Annotated in this window: 15 protein-coding genes, 1 tRNA gene and 1 rRNA gene; 12 read left to right on the top strand and 5 right to left on the bottom strand. The window is 59.5% G+C overall.

The window, feature by feature from the left end:
* From VR71_RS18660 to VR71_RS18650, 3 genes are all read left to right on the top strand, one after another.
* Complete coding sequence (locus VR71_RS18660; protein ID WP_045686124.1) at nucleotides 1-3,750, top strand: AAA family ATPase; 3,750 nt, start codon at nucleotides 1-3, stop codon at nucleotides 3,748-3,750.
* Nucleotides 3,751-4,164: 414 nt separating this feature from the next.
* Nucleotides 4,165-4,821, top strand: a complete 657-nt coding sequence (locus VR71_RS18655; RefSeq protein WP_296430583.1) for a hypothetical protein — start codon at nucleotides 4,165-4,167, stop codon at nucleotides 4,819-4,821.
* 572 nt (nucleotides 4,822-5,393) lie between these two features.
* Complete coding sequence (locus VR71_RS18650; protein ID WP_045686122.1) at nucleotides 5,394-5,939, top strand: hypothetical protein; 546 nt, start codon at nucleotides 5,394-5,396, stop codon at nucleotides 5,937-5,939.
* Nucleotides 5,940-6,173: 234 nt separating this feature from the next.
* On the opposite strand, the gene VR71_RS18645 is transcribed toward VR71_RS18650, so the two are convergent.
* The 3 genes from VR71_RS18645 to VR71_RS18635 all read right to left on the bottom strand — a co-directional run bounded on the left by VR71_RS18645 (nucleotide 6,174) and on the right by VR71_RS18635 (nucleotide 8,131).
* Nucleotides 6,174-6,989, bottom strand: a complete 816-nt coding sequence (locus VR71_RS18645) for a hypothetical protein (RefSeq protein WP_045686121.1) — start codon at nucleotides 6,987-6,989, stop codon at nucleotides 6,174-6,176.
* 99 nt (nucleotides 6,990-7,088) lie between these two features.
* Nucleotides 7,089-7,661, bottom strand: a complete 573-nt coding sequence (locus tag VR71_RS18640) for a hypothetical protein (RefSeq protein WP_045686120.1) — start codon at nucleotides 7,659-7,661, stop codon at nucleotides 7,089-7,091.
* A 119-nt stretch (nucleotides 7,662-7,780) separates the two neighbouring features.
* Nucleotides 7,781-8,131, bottom strand: coding sequence for a hypothetical protein (locus tag VR71_RS18635; RefSeq protein WP_296430581.1), 351 nt, complete (start codon nucleotides 8,129-8,131; stop codon nucleotides 7,781-7,783).
* Nucleotides 8,132-8,275: 144 nt separating this feature from the next.
* Here VR71_RS18635 and VR71_RS18630 point away from each other — a divergent pair, with 144 nt between their 5' ends.
* The 9 genes from VR71_RS18630 to VR71_RS25220 all read left to right on the top strand — a co-directional run bounded on the left by VR71_RS18630 (nucleotide 8,276) and on the right by VR71_RS25220 (nucleotide 22,792).
* Nucleotides 8,276-8,503, top strand: a complete 228-nt coding sequence (locus tag VR71_RS18630) for a helix-turn-helix transcriptional regulator (RefSeq protein ID WP_045686119.1) — start codon at nucleotides 8,276-8,278, stop codon at nucleotides 8,501-8,503.
* Nucleotides 8,504-9,070: 567 nt separating this feature from the next.
* The gene (locus tag VR71_RS18625) at nucleotides 9,071-14,089 is read left to right on the top strand and encodes a RecQ family ATP-dependent DNA helicase (protein ID WP_045686195.1); all 5,019 of its coding nucleotides are present in this window, start codon (nucleotides 9,071-9,073) and stop codon (nucleotides 14,087-14,089) included.
* A gap of 562 nt (nucleotides 14,090-14,651) precedes the next feature.
* A complete protein-coding gene (locus VR71_RS18620; RefSeq protein WP_045686118.1) occupies nucleotides 14,652-15,140 on the top strand; it encodes a hypothetical protein in 489 nt (162 codons plus the stop codon).
* Nucleotides 15,137-15,679: a hypothetical protein gene (locus VR71_RS25225; RefSeq protein ID WP_296430579.1), complete on the top strand. Its 543-nt coding sequence runs from the start codon at nucleotides 15,137-15,139 to the stop codon at nucleotides 15,677-15,679. Before VR71_RS18620 ends, VR71_RS25225 begins: the two co-directional genes overlap by 4 nt.
* Before the next feature lie 89 nt (nucleotides 15,680-15,768).
* Complete coding sequence (locus VR71_RS18610; RefSeq protein WP_045686117.1) at nucleotides 15,769-16,713, top strand: hypothetical protein; 945 nt, start codon at nucleotides 15,769-15,771, stop codon at nucleotides 16,711-16,713.
* A 95-nt stretch (nucleotides 16,714-16,808) separates the two neighbouring features.
* Entirely contained in the window at nucleotides 16,809-18,944 is a 2,136-nt protein-coding gene (locus VR71_RS18605) for an AAA family ATPase (protein WP_296430577.1), read from the top strand.
* A 110-nt stretch (nucleotides 18,945-19,054) separates the two neighbouring features.
* Nucleotides 19,055-19,441 (top strand): hypothetical protein, encoded by a 387-nt coding sequence (locus tag VR71_RS18600; RefSeq protein ID WP_045686116.1) that lies wholly within the window; start codon nucleotides 19,055-19,057, stop codon nucleotides 19,439-19,441.
* Complete coding sequence (locus tag VR71_RS18595; RefSeq protein ID WP_045686115.1) at nucleotides 19,438-20,259, top strand: metallophosphoesterase; 822 nt, start codon at nucleotides 19,438-19,440, stop codon at nucleotides 20,257-20,259. Before VR71_RS18600 ends, VR71_RS18595 begins: the two co-directional genes overlap by 4 nt.
* 835 nt (nucleotides 20,260-21,094) lie before the next feature.
* Nucleotides 21,095-22,792 carry a recombinase family protein gene (locus VR71_RS25220; RefSeq protein WP_296430628.1) on the top strand — a complete coding sequence of 566 codons (1,698 nt, stop codon included), beginning with the start codon at nucleotides 21,095-21,097 and terminating at the stop codon, nucleotides 22,790-22,792.
* Here the strand turns inward: VR71_RS25220 and VR71_RS18570 are convergent.
* Nucleotides 22,749-22,825, bottom strand: a tRNA-Met gene (locus tag VR71_RS18570). The two genes, VR71_RS25220 and VR71_RS18570, sit on opposite strands and share 44 nt — an antisense overlap.
* A gap of 160 nt (nucleotides 22,826-22,985) precedes the next feature.
* Nucleotides 22,986-23,100, bottom strand: a 5S ribosomal RNA gene (gene rrf, locus VR71_RS18565).
* Nucleotides 23,101-23,329: the final 229 nt, after the last annotated feature.

Genomic DNA, 23,329 nt, shown 5'->3' with positions numbered 1-23,329 from the left:
ATGCGCATCCTATCCATCTCGGGCCAGAATATCGCCAGCCTTGCCCAACCTTTCACAATTGACTTCACCGCCCCACCCTTGGCGGGTGCAGGCCTATTCGCGATCACGGGTGAAACCGGGGCTGGTAAATCCTCGATCCTCGATGCGATGTGCCTTGCCCTATACGGTGATGCCCCACGATTGGCTGGCGGGGCCGCGGCGGATGAAGTGCCAGACCCGTCGGGCGAGTCGATCAAGGCCAAGGATTCCCGCGCTATCCTGCGACGGGGGGCAACACAGGGCTGGGCCGAGGTGCGGTTCACCGCACGCGACGGGCAGGACTATATCGCCCGATGGCAAGCTCGTCGTGCCCGGGACAAGGCTAACGGACGGCTCCAGAATGTATCGCGTTCGCTTGCACGGGCATCTGACGCGCAAATTCTGGCGAACCAGACCACCGCTGTGACCGAGCAGATTGAGGCCCTGACCGGCTTTTCCTATGAGGAATTTCGCCGCACCGTTCTGTTGGCGCAGGGTGACTTTGACGCATTCCTGCGCGCCGATACCAATGATCGCGCCGGACTTCTCGAGAAAGTCACGGGCACTGGTTTATACCGTGCCGTCTCCGCCCAGGTCTTTGAGAGAACCGAGGCGACGCGGCATGCGCATGAGGTGCTGACGCAGCGCCGGGCCGGATATCAGCTCTTGTCGGTCGAAGATCGCAGCGCGATGGAAACCGAATTGTTGGCGTTGAACGAGGCCAACCGCGAAGATGGCATACGTGCAAAGGCCGTGAAAGCTGCCCTTGAGCGCCATGCACGCCATGCCGAAGCGACGCGCCAGCTGGTTCTGGCCGAAGCGCTGGAGAGGCAAGCGTTAGCTGAACAGGCGAAAGCGGCAGACAAACGGGAGTGGCTCTCTCGTATCGACAGGGCTGGCCCCTTACGCGGGCCCTGGCAATCGGTGCAAGGAGCCGCTGAACGTTTGAATTCCGCACTGAAGGCCGTTGACACAACGAGCACGGCAGCAGCTGACGCTTCAGAAAAAGCAACAGAGAACCACCAGCTCGCCGCACAGGCCGAAGCCGACCTTTCGACAAAAGAGACTGAGTTCAAAGCTTTTGGCCCGATTTGGGATCGGGCTGCCACTCTCGATAGTCAAATCACTTCTGCAACGGTCGAGCTGGAAAACGCACGCGCTCAGGTCCAAAAACTCGAAAAGGACGAGGCTGCTGCGCGAACTTCGTTGGCGTCCTTGCAAAAAGACGAGGTCACCAATCGTAAAGCCATGAACGTGGCCGAAGAAAAGCTCGCCAGTCTGAACGCGGACACCGCGCTCGCCGACGACTGGCCGCAGGTCACGCAGCGGATCGCAGACCATGCCGACGCACGGCAAGCCCTTGCTCAGGCCCAAGCCGCCGCCAATAAACATAGTGCCGATGTTGCACGGCTGGAACAAGCCATTGCCGAGTTGAGTGCGCGCGCCGCGACTGATCGCGAGGCCGAGGCCGAACTGACCCGACTCGGCAAAGCGCTAACGGTCCAGATCGATGAACTAGAGTTGGCCCATCCGACGGGACGCAGTGGCGAGCTGGCTGCACTCGCCTCGAGCCTTACGGACATGATGCGGGCTGAAAGGGATCATACGACCGCCAAGGCCGACCGATCTGAAGCCAAAACGGCCGAACAGGTGGCGGCGCAATCTGTCATTGACGCCGCGGCGGAAGGCGTGGCGGCAGCCGCGGCGCTTACTCTTGCAGAGGCACAAGTGAACGCTCTGACTGCCCCCACAGAACAAGCCGATCTGGCCGCCTCCGAAGCCGCACGCGATATGCGCCTGAGGTTGGAACCGGGCGTGCCTTGTCCGGTTTGCGGATCATGCGACCACCCAACCCATGCCGATGCAGCAATCGCAGATCTTGCCGCAAGATTGCGTGCCGATCTGGGCGCGGCACGGCAAGCGTCGGAGACGGCCCGCACCCGTCAAGCCGCGGCGCATCGCACTCAGGACCGGGCGCAAGGGCAAGCCGATCAGGCGGCACTCAATCTATCAAAGGCCGAAGCCCAAATCGCAACGACGCTAGCCGAGTGGAAAAGCGCGCTTGAAAAGGCGCAGGCCAGTCGCCATTGCCCCGACCTCCCCACCCATCCTGGCGAAGATCCAACGCGTCTTGCCACGATTGCGACAGACATTGCCAGCGCGCAGCAGGGCGAAATTACCGCTCAGGCGGAACTGACCAGGCTACGCAAAGAATTTGGAGATCTTGGCGCGCGCCGCGAAGTGATCCAGTCCGTGATATCCAGTCATGCTGAGGCGCGAGACACCTTGAATACGGAGAGTTCTACTGCCCGCAGCCAACTAGCGCTGGCGTTGCGTGAGGCCGAGTCTGCACAAGGCCGTGCTTCGCGCCACGCCGCTGCGCTTGCTCCCACGTTGGAAAAACTGAATGAGACGGCTGAGGCTCTCAATGACACCGAACTGACAGAACGACTTTCCGAGCGGGTATTCAATGTCGTTGGCTTGCGGCGCACGCGCGAGGCAGCTTCGAACAATCTTGTGGCGCTCGCGCCGCAGATCGCCACAGCGGAAAGCCGGGTTGAAAGCGCAGAGGCGCAAGTCCGTCAGGCACAGGCCGACGTGGCAACCCGACAAGACGCGCTGGAAAGTATACAGAGAGAACGCGCACCGTTGCTTGATGGAGAAGCCACAGCCATTCACCGCACCCGGCACAACGAGGCGCGCAAGGTTGCACTTGCCACTCAAGACACTGCCCGCAAGGCGCAGGCAGAATCCGCCAGCATTGCCGCTGCCGCCCAAGCCCGAGCCGAAGCGGCCGCAACAGAGAAGGCCGACGCGGAAAAGGCACTCGAGACTGCCAGAACGATCCTCACTGCGGCACTCGCCGACTCTGAACTCGAACTGACCGATCTTGACGCCCTGTTCGCGCACTCGGTCGCCGAGGTCGCGGCCACCCGTCAAAAGCTCCGCGCGTTGGACGATGACGTCACCGCAGCACGTGCAACATTGGCGTCGCGCAAAGTCGACCATGCGTCAGCACAGGCAGAAGGACTTCCAGAGGAGCCGGTCGACGCGCTGACAGAAACCCAGAATGTGCTGGAAGCTGCTTCTGCCACCCGCGAACAACGGGTGGGCGCGATCAATGAAGAGTTCCGCCGCGATACGGCAACCCGTGCAAGTCTTGCCGGGCTGGAAGCAGAAATCGCCACAGCCCGCGCCGAGCTTGATGTCTGGCAGGCCGTGAACCACGCAATAGGGTCACGCAACGGCGATCGTTTCGCGAGGATCGCCCAGTCCATCACCTTGGACGTCTTGGTCGATCATGCCAACCAGCACCTGATTGATCTGAACCCACGCTACCGGTTGCGCCGCGCCACCGATTTGGCGCTTCAGGTCGAGGACCGGGACATGGGTGGGGAATCTCGCGCCACGCGTAGCCTTTCAGGTGGTGAAAGGTTCCTCGTGTCGCTCGCCCTCGCGTTGGCACTGTCACGCATGGGCGGCAAAGGTGGACTGGTTGCAACGCTGTTCATTGATGAAGGCTTTGGCTCGCTTGATGCAAGCAGCCTAGATCTGGCGATCGACGCGTTGGAGAGCTTGCAATCTCAAGGACGGCAGGTCGGCGTGATCAGCCATGTCGATGCGATGAAAGACCGTATCCCGACCCGCATTGCCGTGCGCAAACAAGGTGGCGGCAAGAGTGTCGTCGAGATCAACGGCATGGGATTGATACCGGCCGTATCTGCTGTGTGAGGCTGAGCTACATCTGCAGTTCAACAAGGCGAGGCCATGTCCCCCGCGCAGATGCGGTCACATCTGGAACTGGCGTGTATCGGGGTTGGGACGGCGGTCACTGTGGATACGTTGATCAGCATGCTGTGATCGGTGATCTTTGCGGACAACATTGCTGTATATCACCCCCGTAAGAAACGGGCTCTGCCCCGGGTTCATCTGAATTATGAAAGGGAGAGCGACATGCAAGATCGGCACGCACGAAGAGCATCCCAATGACGTCCAAGGCACAAGACGGCGTCCAAGCAGGGCTTGTCAGACGCCCTGACAGCAATGCTAAACTGCGCGCCACTACCACTCACGTGTCATCGAGGTGGCCCTCTCATGATCACCTTCCAGACTCCGCCCAATGATCTGATCCTGCCGCATTCGCCCATGACGCGGGCCTTCATGGCTGCGGCGGACTATATGGCTGAGCGTAGCGAGATTGGCCTTACCAAATCGGGCGCATGGAACCGTCGGTTCATCGAGTGGGCGGTTGCACAGATCGCGTTTCCTGGCTGGACAGAAGAGAAGCTGTATTCCGTCAACAAGGTGCTGAACGAATACGACGTGGCCCCGCTTGAATATCTGCATGCGCTGATGGATGGTCTGAAATGGGGCCGGAAACACAAAGCGACCTACCGGCTTAGCAAAACTGGGAAATCGCTGGCCATGTCTGCAGACAAGGCATTCATGGAAGTTGTTCCTGCCTTTCTGTTCCGGTTTGATCATGCTGACGGCATGCGATCCGAAGCGCCCATGGGCAGTTGGGATCTCTTCCTGAACATCCTCAACCACGAGATCGGCGACGGCATTACGGCCCCCAATTATGCGAGGATCCTTTACGGCGAAGTCGCCCCCGGTTGGGGCGGCCCGGCAAGTGGACTGTCGCTCGCTGTCTTGCGTCCGCTTTGTTGGGTAGGCCTTTTGCGATACGAAGGTGGTTTCGGGTTGGACGAGCGTGTCTATCACAAGACGCCACTTTGGGATGCAGCACTCGTTCTTGATCCGATTTCGTCTGGCGATAACGTTATCCCGTTTCGAAGTTGATGGCGGTCGCGGCCCGCGCAAGTCCATGACCTGTATGGCGTTCGGTCCCTGTGCGGTATCCGCTTCAGGCAGCCATGCGGCGATACGGCGTCCTCCGAAATCGGCCAGACGCTTCCTCATAGATCGCTCACCTTTCAATATGCGAAACGTATCTGAAATGTGCCGCCACCTATATCGGAAAAAATCCGTTTAGCAGGCATCCAGAATGATCCGTAAAACATAGTGGCACCGTTTTGGCCTCCGACAATATAGGGTTAAGCATCCGAAAATGAGGGTTTCAGAGGGATTTCAACGCATCCGCTCTTGCCGGAACAGGGAGGCGGCAAATTAGACTAAGGCCGCAAAAGATACTCCAACGACTGAAGCCACAAATTTCCGCGACACATTCGATCGTGCATTTCGGATTTGGTTTGAACAAAGACGATCGGCTCAGATGACTTTTGATCTCGTTCCTGCCGTCGATCTATCACTCCGGCGGCTTCGGTTGTCGAATCCTGTGGACAGTCAGAACCAGGCTATCGCTTTTCAATCAGACATTCGTATTTGGAGGTGGCGCATCAAAAGGAAACGCCATGAACATCAACACCTCCTCCCAAGATACCAACGTCTCCAACCCTGCATCCATCAAAGCAACTAAGTCCGCGACCGCAGAAATCATCATCACCCCCAACCTGATTGCACAGCTGAGAAAGGACATCGCAAAGATCGGCACGGAGTCGACAGAAGCCATTACGAAACGGCAGGCGGTCATTCTCCTGCTGCCCGAAATCACGGATGCACGGGCGAGAAAGGTGAGCTTCAAAGGAATTGAAGCCGCATTTAAAGCACGCAGTATCCTCATCAGTGCGGCAACTATCGGCACATACTGGCGTCAGGCGATGGCAGACATCGAGGCCGCGAAACCGAAACCGATCAAACCGGTTCCCGAAGTCATTGCGGCCAGTCCGGCACCCGTGATGGACATCGCACCGACCGAACAAAAAGTGGATGCCGTCGAGACGCCGAAAACGACGCTCGTGTTTCGCGATATCACCGACGATGATGAATTCGAGGATAACACGGCCTTGTTGCGCCGGATGGGTGACGAAACGCCGACGACAGAGCCGGGCGAAAGTTAATCAATGGCAGCTGGGGCCTTCATACTACTGAAATATTTGGGGCGCGGACAATGAATGCCGCGCCCCCACATATTTCCAACGCATAGTGCAGCTAGGGAATGCTAGGCAAGCGAGCCAAACGCGATGGAAAACCTCGCCGTATCCGATCGGTGTTCAGCCCGATTTGGACGCCCTCCGGCAGACAGATGTCACACCATCAGAGATCTGTCGCGGTCGTCGCTCCAGCCACCCCCATCAGAGGTCGAGATCCGACGCCTCATCATCGCCAATCCCCGCGATCTCCGCATTGATCTGCCGCGCGGCCTCGACACGGTCGGTGTCGCGCAGGAGGTAGTCGACAATGGTGAACCGGATCAGGGTATGGGACTGCATTTGCTTGAACGCGACTTCATAAGTGACCGAGCATCCAGTTTCGACAGTCGCGGGGTCCACGAGTGTAAATTGTGCATGCCCGCCACAATTCTCGGGCATTGCATCTATAGTGCCCGGCGCGATTTTCGCCCCGTCGACATCGTGAATCCAGATGGCCCGATTAAAGCCCAAATCCTTGTCAACCAGCGTTGGCTCCCCAAACTGGTCGATCACCTGCTTGCGCACCGCTTCCAGACTGGGCGCCTTCGGCAAGGGGATCCCCAGACTGCGCGACACAGACACGGCAACATTGCCCGTGGCATCCGTAGACAAGAAGCCCTGCATGAATTCGTATTCGGTCTCGTTCTGGTAAACATAGGGGTTGTCATAACCGGTCGTCTGAAAGCCATAGGCCACATCCAGACCAATCTTGGCATCCGGATGGTTGATGGTCATGACGCCACGCTGTTCATAGAGCGGAATGCCCCGCTCACTGGCTGCCGCGGCGATCTCGGCATAGCTGGCTCCGGGTGCAAGACCGATGATCTGATACGGGTGGTCGACGCTCACCTCTTGCGGATCAATGGTGGGCGTGAGGTCAAACGCCAATGCTGGCGTCGCAACCATTGCCGACAGGAGGGCCAGCGGAAAGAGACGCGATTTGCATCCCATCTTGGATGGGGAAATTACTGCGGTCATGGGCGTGGTCCTTTCAATAGGGGGAATTCAATCGAGTAATCGGGCGGGGTGGCGACAAGGACTTGGAAGGCAGCATCCTTGCCACAACCGCGCTGATGGCTACGTGCGTGTCAGCAGATCGAACAACGCAATGGCGCGGTCCTGTTTGAGGTTGCGCGCCAGCGTAACCACCCGTGCGCCATAGCGCATCCGAACCCGGAACCGACGTTTCGCGGCTGCGCGCGAGATCGCCATACTCCCGGCAAGAACGGCGGAACTGGCAGCATTCGCCATCAGACCGGTCGCGGCCAGTGACGCACCAGCAATACCGGTTCCGCCGATAATCATCCCCGGCGGGGCGACAACCGAGACCTCCTTGTCCATCGGATTGTCGATCAGAAACTCGGAGATTTTCGCCAAGTCATATTCCTGACCGCCCTTGATGATGACGGTCGGTGTCAAAGTGAGGCTCTGCGACTGAAACGACAGATAGACAAGGAAAGACAGCCCGCCGATCAAGATAACAGGGACGAACCAGAACGCCGTCAAGGACAGCGGCAACAGGCCAAGCAGGCCTAGGGGCAGGATCACATAGGCCACCCAAGACAGGCCATCGCCCTGCCAGGTGACAATCTGCCGGTCACCGTCATGCTGCACATCATATCCTTGATCGAAACGCGCTTTGGTGTTCATGCAATACCTCGTAGAAAAACAGGTTCGTGCGCGCGAAGGCGCGGAATTCAGGGCCATCGGCCGGTTGGTCTCAGGTGGTGGTTAGGGTTGCGATCTGCGGATCGGTGCGGATATTGAGGCTACGGCTCCGACATGGCGCACAGCTTTGTCGTCTCATTGATCCAGCAGGGCCCATCCCGGGTCAGGGCGCCAAGCGGTGTATGCGCATGCGACGCGCCGGGCTCCTCGTTCCAATGCGCTGTGGCGCGATCTACACCGTCCACAAGAAGATATGCGAAGTAGGTGCCCTTCGGGCCGGTAATCTGAAAACTGCCGGTTCCATCGCTCAGCGGGCGAAAATCACAGGCTCCGTCGATATAACTCGTCCCATTCACCTCAAGCAGGCATTTCACCGGGCGCGCATGGGCGGCCGCCCCCAAGGGGACGGCCAAACCAGCAACGATCAGCACAAGATTAACGATTTTTACCATTTCACCACGACCCTCACTCAGCACGTCATCCTCATGACAGGCTGCGCATAGGGCTACGGCCCCGGCAACACCCCTAAGGCAACTTACCATTTTGTAGAGTATACTCCGTGGCTGTATACTCTACAACCCGCAAAGTTCTGTCGGATGAACATTCGAGAGATATTCGCGCGAAACCTGCGGGCAGTCCGCCGTGACAAGGGGCTGTCACAGGAAGAGCTTGCGCATCGCGCCGAGCTCGACCGAACCTACATCAGCGCTCTGGAGCGGAACGTTTATAACCCCACAATAGATGTTGTGGCGCGGCTTGCAGACGCACTGGACGTCGAGCCTGCGACACTTCTTCAAAGAACGACGGGTGAGGACCAGAAGTAGATCAGGCGAAGGCTATAGGTATGACATCGGCTAAGGTGACGTAGGGTTGCTGCAGAAGAACTGCAAACCAGACGAGCGGGTTGGGTGCTAGGCTGAAGGGCCATCAGCACAGGGTGATGCTCTCTGGCGGATAGTTTTTGAGAAAGTCGCAGGGCGCAGAATCCGGATTAAAAGGCGGGAGGCTGAGTTTATCCTCGGCAAATAAACTAATCGCATTGGGGCATCTGGTCACGATCGCTGAGTGCTTTCAGCAATAATGTAGCGAGGTCCGCGGCGGAGCTCATCTGCGCCTTTGGCCGGAGCAGTTGTTATTCTACGCGCGTCATCGACGACGCAGACACTGTTCAAAGGTCCGGTGGCTGTTGCATCGCAAGCTCCGGAGGAGGCAATTGTATTGCCGGGCGTTAAGAGGTGCCTTAACACTGGAACAATCTGCGGATTATGTGACTGGATTATATGCCTTTTCGTAGCTTCTTGGGTCTAAAGGCCGTCGAGCAGCCGCCCTTTCTGGAGCGGTGCCTGTCAGTTGATCTGGAGGTTGATCCCAAGAAAGCAGAGATCTTCGAATTGGCCGCTGTTCGCCACGGCTCAGGCCCCGCGATCGTGGCAGGTGCAGGCAGGCTCCAGCAATCGCTCGACGGGCTGGAAGCGGCCCTGAAGACGACCAGCTACATCATCGGCCACAACATTCTGCGTCATGACATTGAGCACTTAGTGGCGTCGCGACCCAGGCTTCGCGACAAAATGATGGCGCCCATAGACACGCTTTGGCTGAACCCCTTGGCGTTTCCGCGCAACCCCTACCATCACTTGGTCAAGCATTACAAAGACGGGCGCTTGCATACGGGACATGTAAACGACCCCGAGCTTGATGCCCGTCTGGTATTCGAGGTTTTGAGTAACCAGATCGAGGCTTTAAAAGGGCAATCGCCCGATCTACTGCTCGCGTGGCACCACCTTGTCACGCGAACAGATCGCTCTGATGGCTTCGATGCGGTCTTTCAATACATCCGCAATGCGAACGCGCCGGACCCGGACACAGCTTTTGACGCGATCCGTAAGCTATTGGAGGCTCGGGCTTGCGGCGCACAGGTTGGTGCTGCGCTGGATGCGCTCAAGGATCCCCGGATGGCTTGGCCGATGGCATATGCTTTGGCATGGATCTCTGTCTCAGGCGGGGAATCAGTCATGCCTCCTTGGGTCAGGGCCTCGTTTCCGCAGGCAGCGCTGATCGTTCGACAGTTGCGTGACACGAACTGTGGCAAGCCCTCTTGCACCTGGTGCGCCACGATGAACGACCCCAAAGGAGCGTTGCGGAAGTGGTTCGGGTTCCCCGCTTACCGTCCTAAACCCACCGATGCCGCAGGACGCCCACTGCAAGAAGTCATTGTTGCAAAGTCGATGGCACATTCCCATGTCCTTGGCATCTTGCCCACTGGCACAGGAAAATCTGTCTGCTACCAAGTCCCCGCATTAAGCCTTTACGATAAGACTGGCGCGCTCACGGTGGTTATCTCGCCTCTTGTTGCCCTGATGGCCGATCAGGTCCAAGGCATGGAGCGCACAGGAATTTCCTCGGCGGTGACAATCAACGGCATGCTATCGATGCCCGAGCGGCAAGACGCGCTGGACCGCGTCAGACTTGGTCAGGCGGCAATCCTGTTGATATCGCCCGAGCAATTGCGCTCGGTCTCGGTGCGTTCGGTCCTGCAGCAGCGTGAGGTGGGGCTCTGGGTGCTGGACGAGGCGCATTGCGTCTCGAAGTGGGGGCACGATTTCCGGCCCGATTATCGCTACATCAGCCGATTTATCCGCGAGTTCTCGGGGGACGCGCCGTCGGCCCCGGTCCTCTGCCTGACAGCCACGGCCAAGCCCGAGGTTGTGCGCGACATAATCGACCATTTTCAACAGAAACTCGGAATCGAACTGGGCCTCTTCAACGGTGGCTCGTCGCGGACAAACTTGTCGTTTTCGGTGCTGGCGACGCGAAAAGAGAGTAAACTCGGAGATATCCTTACGGCTATACAGGATCACCTTCCAGAGGGCCGCTCCGGCGCAGTCGTCTATTGCGCCACACGGAAAGAGACCGAACGGGTTGCGGCGTTCCTAAAGGGCCAGGGCTTGGCCGCAGCCCATTTTCACGCAGGGCTGACGGTCGATGATAAACGGTTTGTGCAGGAAGCCTTCCGCGTGGGCGACTTGCGGGTGATTGCGGCCACAAATGCTTTTGGTATGGGGATAGACAAGCCCGATATCCGAGTGGTTGTCCATGCCGATATACCGGGGTCGCTGGAGAATTACCTGCAAGAGGCGGGCCGGGCAGGACGCGACAGGATGCCTGCCGATTGCGTGCTATTGTATCACACTGATGACGTCGAGCGGCAGTTCACCCTCACCGCCCGTTCACGCCTCGAGCGTCACGAGATTGGGGCGATCCTCAAGGCGCTGCGTCGGATCGACGAGCAGGGCAGGAATGGTGGCAGGGTGGTCGCGACCACCGGAGAAATTGTGCGCGAAGAGAAAGACCGCGAATTTCTCCGCGACAGCGCCACAGATGACACGCGGGTCAAGACGGCAGTTTCTTGGCTGGAAGAGGCGACCCTCGTCTCGCGCGAAGAGAACCGCGTGCAGGTTTTTCCTTCTTCGCTGATGGTGCGCACGCTGGAAGAGGCCGCTGCGCGGCTCGAACAGACGCAGATCACCAACGCACGGCGCAAGCAGCTTCTGGACATCGTGCGCTACATGATGAACACGCCCGCCGATCAAGGAATCTCGACCGACGAATTGACTGGGCTCGCAGGCCTCACTCATCGCGAGCTTGCAAAGGCTATGGCAGATCTTGAGACTCTGGGCCTCGCCAAGAATGATATTGCCATCACAGTCCAAATACATGTCGCGATTGAGAACGGTTCCCGCCAACGGTTCGCGGGGGCGCGGTCTCTGGAGGGCGCGCTCATTGGCACTATGCGAGAGATGGCCCCCGAATCCGACACGGGTGGCGGTGGCCAGCTTGATCTCACAGTTGCCAGCCAGAGAATGAGAGAGATGGGCCATTCCGGTGCAGGCCCTCATATTCTCGAACGCCTTTTGCGCAGTATCGAGAGGGACGGGCGCGACGAGGATGGCAGACAAGGCAACATTCGACTGAGAAAGCTCTCTTCCAAAACTCTCGAGATCGTCCTGCAGCGCTCGTGGCGGACACTGGACCAGACAGCGTCCTTGCGCTGGACAGCCGCCGAGAAACTTCTCGAATTTTTTATTGCCAAGGTGCCAACAGGGACCAAGGGCAAGGATATCCAAGTCGAGACGACACTTGGGGACCTTCTGGCCCAGCTGAACGGTGATGCGATCATCAAGACTTCGGGCGTAAAAGACATGACCAAGCTGATGGAGCGCACACTCCTTTGGCTTCATGAACAGCAGGTGCTGACGCTCGGCAAGGGGCTGACCGTCTTCCGCTCGGCAATGACAATTCATCTGAATCCTGATCGAGCGTCTTTCTCAGCCAAGGATTTCCTGCCGCTGCAAGAGCACTACCGCGAACAGACGCTGCAAACCCATGTCATGGCCGCCTACGCCGAAAAGGGGCTGGAGCGGATCGATCAGGCACAAAGTCTCACAAAGGACTATTTTACGCTGGACCAGGATCGCTTCCTGCGCCGCTGGATGCCGGGCCGCAGTGTCGAGATACGCCGTCAAACCACGGGGCGTGCCTGGAAGCAGATCGTCGAAGACCTCGGGAACCCCGCTCAGCAAGACATCGTGGCCGATGATCGAGAGGAAACCAACGTCCTTGTGCTGGCTGGTCCCGGATCAGGTAAAACAAGAGTGCTGGTCCACCGGATCGCGTATCTTCTGCGTGTCCGGCGCGAGGACCCGAAGCGTATCCTCGTTCTAACATACAACCGCCATGCCGCGGCCGAGGTCCGTGCGCGCCTGCGCCATCTTGTAGGCGAGGATGCCGCTCGGGTCACCATTTCAACTTGTCACGCGCTCGCCATGCGACTGGTAGGGGCAAGCTTTGCCGGCGGGTCCAGCGAGACCCGCGACTTTGACGGCATTCTGCGTGAAGCCGTGCGTATGATCACAGGTGAAGGGCTAAGCCGCGCCGAGGCCGAGGCGCAGCGCGAAGCTCTGATCGAAGGCTACAGGTGGATTCTCGTCGACGAATATCAGGACATCGGTCCTGAAGAATATGCTCTGATTGCCGCAGTGGCCGGGCGCTCGCTCGATGATCCTGACCAACGTCTCAGCCTCTTTGCCGTTGGGGACGACGATCAGAATATTTATGCCTTCACTGGAGCGTCAGTCTCGTTCATTCGTCGCTTCGAAGAGGATTACCGCGCCAAGCCGAAGTTCCTCACCGAGAATTACCGCTCGACCCGCTTTATCATCGATGCCGCAAATCAGGTAATTGAGCCTGCTGAGGGGCGCATGAAGGCCGGCCACCCGATCACAGTTGACAAACTGCGCAGTCTCCATCCGGGTGGTGGAGTGATGGCGACCTACGACCCGGTGGGACGAGGACGTGCGCAATTCCTTGATGTGCCGGGAGATGATGTTGCTCAAGGGGTAGCAGCTGTGGACGAACTCGTCCGCCTCTCCCGTTTGGACCCGGATTTTTCTTGGTCGCGCACGGCCATCATTTCGCGTGACTGGCGACGGCTTGGGCCAGTGCGGGCTTACGCCGAAAAACTAGGTCTTCCGGTGGAGATGGCCAATGAGAAACTACCAAGTGTCTGGCGCCTCCGCGAGATGCAAAGCTTGGTGGCTGGCCTGCGGCGTCGGCCCGCGGCGATGCTTACTATTCAGGACATCCTCGACATCCTGAATCAGCAGCAGCAAACGCGCTGGGTTGATCTGATTGCCGAAGGCATCGCGGACCTGGCCCGCGAACTTGGCACCAAGACGATCCCGGTTCCCGACGCGCTGGAATGGCTTGCCGAATGGGCGCAGGATGTCAGAGGAACGCAGCGCGGGCTTCTGCTGCTCACGGCTCACCGCTCCAAGGGCCTGGAATTCGATCATGTGGTGATCCTCAACGGTGGCTGGCAAGCGATCTCGCAAGGCGAGGACGGCGAGGCACCCCGACGCCTTTTCTACGTCGCAATGACGCGCGCTCGCCGGAGCCTTGCTGTGGTGACACGTGGGGCGCATGCGTTCGTCCTTGCTGACAGCAACAGCGAGCTTTTACGCAAAGTCGAGATGCCTCGCCCTTCCGACCTGCCCGAGCCCGACCAATATCAATTGCCAGACATGAGTTCAGTCGATCTCTCTTATGCGGGACGCCTCGCCGAGACGAGCCAAACGCTTGCCGCCATTTCCGAGGCCACGATCGATGATGTCGTGACCCTAGAGCGGCGCGAGGGCAAATGGATGTTCCTCGACACGAATTGTCGCGTCCTCGGCCGCATGGCGGCAAACTGGGCACCGCCTAACGGCACACACCTCTTCTCTGGCAAGGTCGGGGCCGTCGTCCGCTGGCGCAAGTCGGATAACGAGGAAGCTTTTCAGACCTACATAAAGCGCAGTGAGTGGGAGACCATTCTACCGGAGTTCGTGTTCCGCAGAAGCAAAGGGCCCTGAAAGCATCAAACACCTCGAGAGGCGAAATTTGACCTGGTAATCCTTATTGGGCACTAGCCGGTTAGGCCGCTTGTGTCGAGTCCGTGCATAATGTGCCTCACTGAAGATACCGTAAAAGCTCCTAGCCAGCGCATGCAAAAGGCGGAACCTGCACACCAAAGTGAATACGGTGGCGATTTTCATGAACCGTGGGCTGTTCAGCCTCTGACGCAACATCGCTCTTGCAAACCGGAATATTCATTCCGCGTCTGGTGTGTCCACGCTCACTTCGACAGATAACCCTTTTCGCGAAGCGCATCTGCCAACAGATCTCTGATTGCTTCAGAGATATTGGGCTCACCAGATGAATTGTCGATCGCATACGCCTCTAATGCATCGCGTATATCATCAGGAACACGGACCCCAATACGCGGCGTTTTTCCAGTCGCTGGGCGGCCAACCTTTTTTTGTGGGACACTTATTGACGTCATTCTTTATGTGTGCCATAAATAGGTCGGGCGAGCAAGGTGTTGACGCACCCAACCCGCCCTAACCGAAGCCCGATCTATTGAGGAGATCGCACATGGCTAATGCCGTTCCTATCACGCTGCCCAACAGGCAGAAAGACCTGACACGCCGCACAATGCTCGCGGGACTTGGCTTTTCCACCGCTGCGGTCACCGGCCCGATGCCGGCGTTCGCGGCAGCCTTGGCCGATGACACCCCTGTCATGCCGGGTGCCAAACATCTCGCTCACCCGATCCTTTCCCTCCCCTTCGTGCGTGACGTGACGACAGTGGAACGCGCGTCAGGGGCTGCGCCGCGCTGTTTCTGGCAGGTTGCCCCGACCGGCGACTACGGCGCTGATTGTGCCACCGGTGCCCGCTATGCGGCGGCCGCATTGGATTACATGGTCGCCGCAAACACTCCGCAGGTGCTGCAATGGGCCGTCTTCGACATGATGACGATGCGCCGCCATCGGTCAGGCATCGAAGTCGGTTTCCTGTCGACTTTCGGGCGGATCGCAACACGGGCTCATGCCACCCGTCTGAGCGAAGGAGGCCTGGCATGACCATTCTCACTCCTTTGACCGCCGCGACAAACGCAGACTTCTTGGAGCCGTCGCATGACACAGCGTATTCCATCGCCTTCGCAGCGCTTTTGCCGACCCTCGCGGATTTCATCGAGGCGGAGCGGGATCTTGATGACATCTGTCACAGCTACGACCCGGCCTATGTGGCCTGGCACCGTGATGCGCAGGTCGCGCGGGCGCGGCTGGACAAGCTGCTTCGGCACGTCCACGGGTTGCGCGTCGAGCGTCCCGAGGATCAGCCGTTGCGCCGGATGGCATTGCTTGCGGACGCCATGCTGAAGGACGGTGCCCCGGAACGCCCGCAGTATTTGCATCGGCAGATGAAGCTGGTGTTTTTCCGGCAGTTCCAAGTGCCGGGCTTCGGCCCCACGGCACATTCCCGCAACGCGATGTTGATTCAGGCACGGCATCTGATCGACGCCATGATGCGCTTGCCGCTCTTCGATTACAGCCCAGACTGCGCCATCGCGCCCGACGCATCGGCGCCCGCCGACGATCTGTCGCCCGCCTTTTTCTAGGCAGCCCCACCGCATCCATCAGCAAAGACGCACCCGGCCTCTGGATCGGGATGTGTCGGCGCGTGTCTTCCCCAATGAAGGACGTTCTCATGAACACGCAAATCATTTCTCCAACCACGCTGATCATCGACGCTATCCCGCATCCCGTTTTCCCCGGTGCCATTCTGCCCAAATGGGTGGCAGCAGCAGAGGCCAAAGGCTTCGACATCGTCGGGCGCATCATCGACCGCCTGCATCTGGCACTCCGCTGCCGCCTTTGCGGGGCTACACAGAAGGTGCGGCTCTTCACGTTGATGTCGGCGCAGCCGCTCTGCCAGTCGTGCCTTCTGGCAGACTGGCGCAAGAACGCGGTCGCCTCTGGCCTCACATTTTTGCGGCGTGACCCTTCGCATCGCCACTATGCGTTTTATCTGTCGCCCTGTGGCCATGAGGTGCGCCGCCAATTCGAACTGGTCAGGCGAATCGGCGCAGGTGTGACCGGATTTCGGTGCGAGACATGTCACGCGACGATAGAACAAAAGGAAGCCGAGCTGCGTGGCTGGCACCTGACCTCGGCGGATCCTTCGGGCAATCCGAACTACCGGATTTACACGCACACAGCCTGTGGCCACGACCAGCGGATCGCGCGCGCGAACATGCAAAGCGGGCGGTTTTCCTGCGGCGGTTGCGGCAAGGACTGGCCCGGTGCGGCCAGCTATGTCTACGCCATGGCTTTCACGCTCGCGTCTGGCCGTGAGGTCGTGAAGCTCGGTTTCTCGCGCGACCCCGATAGCCGCCTGACCTATCAGCTGCGGCGCGACAACGAGATGCCCTGCCAGATCCTGCGGGTCGTGCCGATGGCCACCGGCCATGCCGCGCTTTGCGCCGAGAAGGCCATGCACAAGGAATTGAAACAGGCACATCCCGCTGCAGCCCTCGATCCTGCAGCGTGGCGGGGGCAGATCCGGGTCAAGACCGAGATCTATGACGGGTCTCTGACGCCCGTGATCCTCGGCCTGCTCGACGTGCTTGAGGCCAGCGCAACCGCCGCCTGAAGCGGGCCTCTCTTTCCAACAAGCCATCTGGCTCCGGGTTACGCGCCCGGAGACAGAAGGGCTTTGCCGCCGCATATAAAATAGGGAGCTGCGCCATGACCCAGCCAAATATGATCACTTCATCCAAAGAGCCCCTCTGGCTGCCGTTCGCACATGTCCTGATCGACCGCCTACGGCTGCATCACGCAGGCCGGGGCCACCTTGTCTCCGATGCCCAATCGGACAACCAGGAAGGTGACACGGATGATGCGCTCGGTGAGATCTTCCAGCGCTTCAATGACGGCCAACCTGAGCTGGAGCAGCCGATCAATGCGCCTTGGGCTCCGGTCCCGGCGCGGCAGGTGCTGACCGCCTTGCGGCTGGCGGTGGCGTTCGGGTCTGAGGACGCTCTGCGAGCCGCGCAGGATGCGCGCGCGGTAACCATCCTCACGGATTTCGCCATCGGCGATCTGGAACTTGTCACAGATGTGCTCAAATTCTGCGTGCCCAATCCGGCGTGGACGGTGGTTGCACCGCCCGTCTCAGAGGGCGCGGTCAGCGCGTCGCAGGGCCAACGATTTGCGGTTCTTATAGAGGAGGCGATGGATCTCATTTCGCCGGTCCTGATCCTCTGCCCACTGGGCGCGCCGCTGCCCGAGCATATCCGGCAAGCCGGTCTGCCGCTCTTGCGACTGCCGCCCGTGTCGCGCGAGATACTGATGGCACAGCTGCGGGCGGGCGATCTTGGCGTCGCGCTGACGGATGAAGCGGCCTTCAGGCAGGCCCTGCCGGATGACGCGCGGCTGGCCAAACTCAGCACCGCCCATATCTGCACCGCCCTGCGCGGCCCCACCTTGCCAGACGTGAGCGCACGGCTGGCCGCGATGACGCAGACCGACAAGAAGGATGTGCCCCGTCTCGAAGAGATGACCGGCGACAGCCCTGCCCTTTTGACGGCGCGGCGTCTGGTTGCCGATCTTCTGCTTTGGAAAGCCGGTCAGGTCGCATGGTCGGAGCTCTCTCGGTCGATCCTGTTTTACGGCCCACCCGGAACCGGCAAGACGTGGCTGGCGCGCGCAATGAGCGCCGGCGCGGGCCTTGCTTGCGTCACCGGCAGCTTCGCGGAATGGCAGGCGGCGGGCCACTTGGGCGATATGCTGCGCGAGATGCGCAAGACCTTTGCCGAGGCGCGGAGCCGCGCGCCCTGCATTCTCTTCATCGACGAGATCGATGCCGTCGGATCAAGAGCCAGCCGCGACCCCCACAATTCCAACTATCGCACCCAAGTGATCAATGCGTTCTTGGGTGAGATGAACGCCATAGCGCTTCACGAGGGCGTGATCGTGGTGGGCGCATGCAATTTTATCGACCGCATCGATCCGGCGGTCCTGCGCGCCGGTCGTTTCGATCTCAAGATCAAGGTGCCGCTTCCGGATGCTGCGGGCCTGCTCGCCCTTCTGCGCCGCCATCTGCGTGACGAGATCGCCGATGAGGATCTCACCGCTCTCGCCCGTGCATCCGTCGGCTGCAGCCCGGCGGAGATCGACGCGGCCATCCGCGGCGCACGCTCGGATGCGCGACATGCGGGAACGGGACTGAGCGTTGCGATGCTCTACGCGCAGCTCGACATCGACATGGCCAACGACACCCCCGCCCGGATCTGGCGCGTCGCCGTGCATGAGGCGGGTCACGCCATTGTGGGTGCCGCCCTTGGCCTCGGTCGGATCACCAGCCTGAAGATCACGCCAACGGGCGGCGAGATCCTGCGCAGCCCCGTCCGGTCGGAAAGCTTGCTCACGGATCTCGAGGCCGAGATTGCCTATAGCCTCGCCGGGCGCGCAGCCGAGCGTCTCGTTTTGGGATCGGTTTCGGCGGGCGCGGGCGGTCCCGCAACCTCTGATCTGGCCAAGGCCACCGAGTGCGCTCTGGGGATCGAGACGGTTTACGGCCTCGGCTCCGAAGGCCCGATCTGGCATGACGCGCCAGAGGCATTGATGCTGCAAAACGCGCATCTGCGCGGCCGGGTGCGCCAACGCATCGAGCGCGCCGAGAAGCGCGCGGGCGTGATCCTGGCGCAGCACCGCGCCACGCTGGAGGGCTTGGCGCGCGCCTTGTGGCAGGAGCGCAGCCTGAACAGCGACCAGATCGCGGCACATCTGCGTGATATCTGCGAAGTGACAGCCTCGGCAATGCCCGAGGGCAACCGTCAAGACCCGGAGCAGGCTGACATAATGCACTCAGAGTCCCGTTGATCCCATTCCTCCAATAGATCCCCGCCCATCACCCAAAGGAATACCAAGATACAGAGTCTGATCACCTCCGCCCACCTTGATCTTCTTTCCAACTAATGAGGATGCTCGTAATGACCGCCAAATATGACGATAGCTATTTCGACGCGCTAACGCGCCTGGCTTATGATCCGCCACCGATCACCTGCCCCGGCCTCACGGTCAGCGTGATCCGCATCCGCCCGCCCGGTGCATTCCCAGAGGTCATCATAAAGGATCGGCTTTATCCGGTGATCGGCGTGACAGCCACCGGCTGGCTCTCAGCCGCCTATCTGGGCTGGACCCAATTCACGGGCGATCCCACTGCGCTTGCGCAGATTGCCAGAGCCTGCAACGCGGCCCAACAGGAGCTGATTAAGGAGGGCGACAAGCTCAAGGCTGCCATCGCTAGATATGCGGCACGCGATGATGCCAGCCCCGACACCATCCACAGCGACACCGATCAAGGAGGTCGGCCATGACCAAAATCCTCATCATCGCGGATCTGCATCTCGATATGTGGCTGGCAACTGGACGTGATCCTCTAGCCGCGCTGGACCCCGAGGTTTGGGCCGGTCTGGAGGCCTTGATCATCGCGGGCGATTTGTCGAACAAACCAAAAGTGCGCTGGCCCAAGCTTCTGGCACATATCGGGCGCTACATCGCGCCAGACCGCATCCATGTCTTTCCCGGCAACCACGATTATTATGATCACGTGCTCGACGGTGACGACCGGCTGAGCCGCATCTGCACTGAGGCCGGGGCGCGCTTCGTGCAAAAATGCGCGGTGGTGATCGGACGCACCCGCTTTCTATGCTGCACGCTCTGGACGGATTTCGCGGTGGCGGGTGATCCGGACCTCGCGATGATCCGCGCGCGGGACGCGATGAACGACTATCGCTACATCCGCATGGCGGCGACCGGACATGGGCGTATTCGCCCGAGCGATACGGCGTTCCTGCACGCCGATCATCGGGCCTGGATCGAGACCCAGCTGTCCACTCCTTTCGAGGGGCAGACGGTCGTTGTGACCCATCATTGCCCCCACCCCGATCTGATCGGTGAGACGCACGGTGATCTCGATGGGGTCTACGGCTCGGACCTGCGCGGCCTGATTAAACGATACCAGCCCGATGCCTGGCTCTTCGGACATACGCACCATGCCGCCGGATTAACCCAAGGGCGAACCCGGATCCGCAATGTCTCGCTTGGCTATCCAGGGCAAGTGGACCCGGGCGATGAGGCGGAACAGCTGCGGCGTGGAATTCTCGATCTGGAGCGCATGAAGGACGGGGCATGATACCATGTGCTGCTTGATCCCCTCCCCTCAGCTTTGGCCACGTTCTGGGCGTCGAACCCAATTCGCGGCGGTCATGGATTTTCGAGGGGAGGACGAACTTCCTGAATCAAAGATGGCCGGTATTTCGGAGAGTGATTTTCGCCAGCTTGGAATAGGCTGTGCGGAAAGGGGCGAACATGATGTCGAATGTCTTTGTGACGCAAAACGTTCCCACCTCAGCGCAGTTCCGGTCCGTTTCCTTGGAGGTTTTTGCCTTTTTGTTTTTCCCAGGGCAGCGTTTTTTGGTTTTTTCGAAGGGACGGAGATGAGGTGATTCTTTTTTTGATTTTTTCAACGGAAGGAAGATGTTGGTTTTTCAGTTTTTCAATGTTCTCATTTTTTTGGTTATTTTATCGCTGTGCTTTCATCGCGAAGTATTTGCAATAGTTTTTCCAACCCATTGGTTATCCACACTATTCGGAAATTCGACCCCAATCTGATGCCCTTTCCGCCAATCCCTGAGGCCCGCCATGCTCTATATTGATCATCATACCGCCGGCCCAACACCCGGTCAGATCAACATCAATACAGCCCGCCTGAGCCAGATTCAGGACGGGCAGGAGCACTCGGCCAATGGCACGGGACCGGAAGAGATATGCGCAAAAGGCGGGGCTGCCAGCAATGGCATTGCCACCGGGTGCCAGATCATCGTCCGCCACGCCCCCTCCGAACGACCCTATTGCCACGCCCCAAAGTGCCCCGCATGCTTGCCTTGTTCAGCTCGTGCGCTTGTTGGCACGGCAGGCAGCACTAGCGGATATCGCAGATCAACGCGCCAAAGCGGAGGACTAAACTGATGCCCCCAAAGACCCTCCGCGCGGCCACCTATGCCCGGTATTCCACCGACCTGCAGTCCAATGCCTCGATCGAGGATCAGCAGCGCGTTTGCCAGCGGCTGATCACCGATCGGGGTTGGATGCTGGCGCTGGCCTATTCTGATGCAGGCATTTCCGGTGCCTCGCTGATGCGGCCCGGCTATCAGCGCCTGCTCGAGGATGCACGCAACGGCAAAGTTGATGTCGTGGTTTCCGAAGGCCTCGACCGGATCAGCCGGGATCAGGAGCACATCGCCGCCTTCTACAAACAGATGAAGTATCTTGGCATTCCGGTTGTGACGGTCGCGGAGGGGGAGATCAGCGAGATCCATATCGGCCTGAAGGGCACGATGTCGGCGCTGTTCATCAAAGACCTCGCCCAAAAGACCCACCGGGGGCTGGAGGGTCGCGCCCGCAAAGGCAAATCTGCGGGCGGGATCAGCTATGGCTATAGCGTGACCCGCGCGTTCAACGCCGATGGCACGCCGGTCACCGGCGAGCGCGATATCATTCCAGAGGAGGCGGCAATCGTCGCACGGATTTTTCGCGAGTATGATGCCGGGCATTCGGCCCGTGCCATTGCGGTCCGGCTGAACGAAGAGGGCATTCCCAGCCCCAGAAGTAATAAGGGGTCTGGCACCTGGGGACCATCGACGATTTCAGGGAACTGGAAGCGCGGGACAGGGATATTGAACAACGAGCTTTATATCGGGCGGCTGATCTGGGACCGGCTCAACTATGCTAAGAACCCCGAGACACAAAGGCGGCAATCACGGCTGAACGACGTAGAGGGGCTGGTCAATGAGGCGGTCCCCCATTTGCAGATCGTCGACGATGCGCTGTGGCAGCGGGTCAAGGCGCGGCAGGCCGCCATCCGCGAGGATATGAACCCGGCCGGCGTCAAGGGCGGGAATACCCGGCCCGAGAATGCGCGGCGGCCCAATTATCTGTTTTCTGGTCTGTTGGTCTGCGGTTGCTGCGGGGCGAGCTATACTTTGATCAACAAGACCCGCTACGGCTGCGCCGGGGCCCGCAACAAGGGCGAGGCGATTTGCACCAACCGCGCCACGATCGAGCGCGAAGTGGTCGAGGACCGCGTTTTGACAGGCCTGCGCGACAGCCTGTTGCACCCTGAGTTGATTGCAACCTTCGTCGAGGACTACCGGCGCGCCTTCAATGCGGAAGCCGCCGGCGCGGATGCCGCCAGGGAAAAGGCCCGCCGCGACCTCGGCCAGATCGACAAGAAGATCAGGGGCATTCTGGCAGCCATCGAGGACGGGATGTATCAGCCGCGCATGAAGGACCGGATGGCCGAGCTGGAGGCGGAGAAAGCCACGTTGCAACGCTCTCTGGAGCAAAGCCCCGAGCCCCCTGCCCTGCGACTGCATCCGAGCTTGTCGGACCTCTACCGGAGCAAGATTCGCAACCTGTCATCGGCATTGCAAGACCCCGGTCTCAAGATGGAGGCGACGGAAGCTCTGCGCGGGTTGATTTCCGAGATCCGGATGGTGCCTGCCTCTGACGCGCTGAACGGGCATCGCATTGAACTTGCGGGAGAATTGGCGGGGATTTTGTCTTTGGGGGATGCAGAAACGACAAAGCCCGCGCTTTTTGCACGGGCTGGGTCGGAAACGGTGGTTGCGGGAGTAGGATTTGAACCTACGACCTTCAGGTTATGAGCCTGACGAGCTACCGGGCTGCTCCATCCCGCGACAGTATTTTGCCTGTTTTCCGTGTGTGGAATTGGGCGATTGTTTTGGCTTTGGGCGATATTGATCGCGTTGGGCCTATAGTATGCCCCAGCATTGTTTTGATGTGGGGCGTTTTATCGTGGTCGAGAGATACAGTTTGATGTCTTGAGGTTTTTACCAGGTTTGGCAGCGACCTACTCTCCCACGTCTTAAGACGCAGTACCATTGGCGCGACAGCGCTTAACGGCCGGGTTCGGGATGGGACCGGGTGTTTCGCTTGTGCTATGACCACCAAACCGGGAAAAAACCTCGAGACATATTAGGTGTCCTATCGCCTATCGGCGACTTGAGGACGTTTGTTTGTCCTGACGCCGCTCGGCGTCATGAGGACAGGTATTGCCCAACCGTCTTTCTCCGGTTGGGCCTTGTTCCAAGTCAAGACATTGTGTTTTGTGTATGCTTTTGAGTTTGTCCGTAACAATCTTGCTATTACTGGATCAAATCAAGCCTATCGAGCCATTAGTA

The sequence above is a fragment of the Roseovarius sp. BRH_c41 genome (genome assembly GCF_000961715.1).
GTDB lineage: Bacteria > Pseudomonadota > Alphaproteobacteria > Rhodobacterales > Rhodobacteraceae > Roseovarius.
This window is presented reverse-complemented; position numbering and strand designations above follow the sequence as displayed.

Bases quoted from the DNA above. Each gene is read 5' to 3' on its own strand.
- VR71_RS18635 (WP_296430581.1), bottom strand. From the start codon at position 8,131: ATGGTAAAAATCGTTAATCTTGTGCTGATCGTTGCTGGTTTGGCCGTC.
- VR71_RS25225 (WP_296430579.1), top strand. From the start codon at position 15,137: ATGACCATTCTCACTCCTTTGACCGCCGCGACAAACGCAGACTTCTTG.
- VR71_RS18610 (WP_045686117.1), top strand. From the start codon at position 15,769: ATGAACACGCAAATCATTTCTCCAACCACGCTGATCATCGACGCTATC.
- VR71_RS18605 (WP_296430577.1), top strand. From the start codon at position 16,809: ATGACCCAGCCAAATATGATCACTTCATCCAAAGAGCCCCTCTGGCTG.
- VR71_RS18650 (WP_045686122.1), top strand. From the start codon at position 5,394: ATGAACATCAACACCTCCTCCCAAGATACCAACGTCTCCAACCCTGCA.
- VR71_RS18600 (WP_045686116.1), top strand. From the start codon at position 19,055: ATGACCGCCAAATATGACGATAGCTATTTCGACGCGCTAACGCGCCTG.
- VR71_RS18655 (WP_296430583.1), top strand. From the start codon at position 4,165: ATGACGCGGGCCTTCATGGCTGCGGCGGACTATATGGCTGAGCGTAGC.
- VR71_RS18630 (WP_045686119.1), top strand. From the start codon at position 8,276: ATGAACATTCGAGAGATATTCGCGCGAAACCTGCGGGCAGTCCGCCGT.
- VR71_RS18660 (WP_045686124.1), top strand. From the start codon at position 1: ATGCGCATCCTATCCATCTCGGGCCAGAATATCGCCAGCCTTGCCCAA.
- VR71_RS18595 (WP_045686115.1), top strand. From the start codon at position 19,438: ATGACCAAAATCCTCATCATCGCGGATCTGCATCTCGATATGTGGCTG.
- VR71_RS18645 (WP_045686121.1), bottom strand. From the start codon at position 6,989: ATGACCGCAGTAATTTCCCCATCCAAGATGGGATGCAAATCGCGTCTC.
- VR71_RS18640 (WP_045686120.1), bottom strand. From the start codon at position 7,661: ATGAACACCAAAGCGCGTTTCGATCAAGGATATGATGTGCAGCATGAC.
- VR71_RS25220 (WP_296430628.1), top strand. From the start codon at position 21,095: ATGCCCCCAAAGACCCTCCGCGCGGCCACCTATGCCCGGTATTCCACC.
- VR71_RS18620 (WP_045686118.1), top strand. From the start codon at position 14,652: ATGGCTAATGCCGTTCCTATCACGCTGCCCAACAGGCAGAAAGACCTG.